Source organism: Sagittula salina (assembly GCF_017813235.1).
GTDB lineage: Bacteria > Pseudomonadota > Alphaproteobacteria > Rhodobacterales > Rhodobacteraceae > Sagittula > Sagittula salina.
Genome location: NZ_JAGISH010000082.1, coordinates 1 through 247 on the forward strand (window position 1 = coordinate 1; position 247 = coordinate 247).

Annotated in this window: 1 pseudogene; it reads left to right on the forward strand. The window is 61.1% G+C overall.

The features are described from left to right. Positions 1-27 precede the first annotated feature (27 nt). Positions 28-247: pseudogene (locus J5474_RS22640) on the forward strand (tRNA (guanosine(37)-N1)-methyltransferase TrmD); the annotation flags it as partial.

Genomic DNA, 247 nt, shown 5'->3' on the forward strand with positions numbered 1-247 from the left:
GACACCCCGTGTGGCGGAGGCGCGGGCATGGTCATGAAGCCTGACCCTTGGGGGGAAGCTTTCGACGAGATCATTGGCACTGAGCCGGACTCGTCGGTTCATGTGATTTTCCCTAGCCCGTCAGGTGCGCCATTTACCCAGTCTGCTGCTCAAGAGTTGTCGTCGGCGGTGCGGATCGTGTTCTGTTGCGGACGGTACGAGGGGATCGACCACCGCGTGATCGACTATGCGCGGTCGATGTGGACTG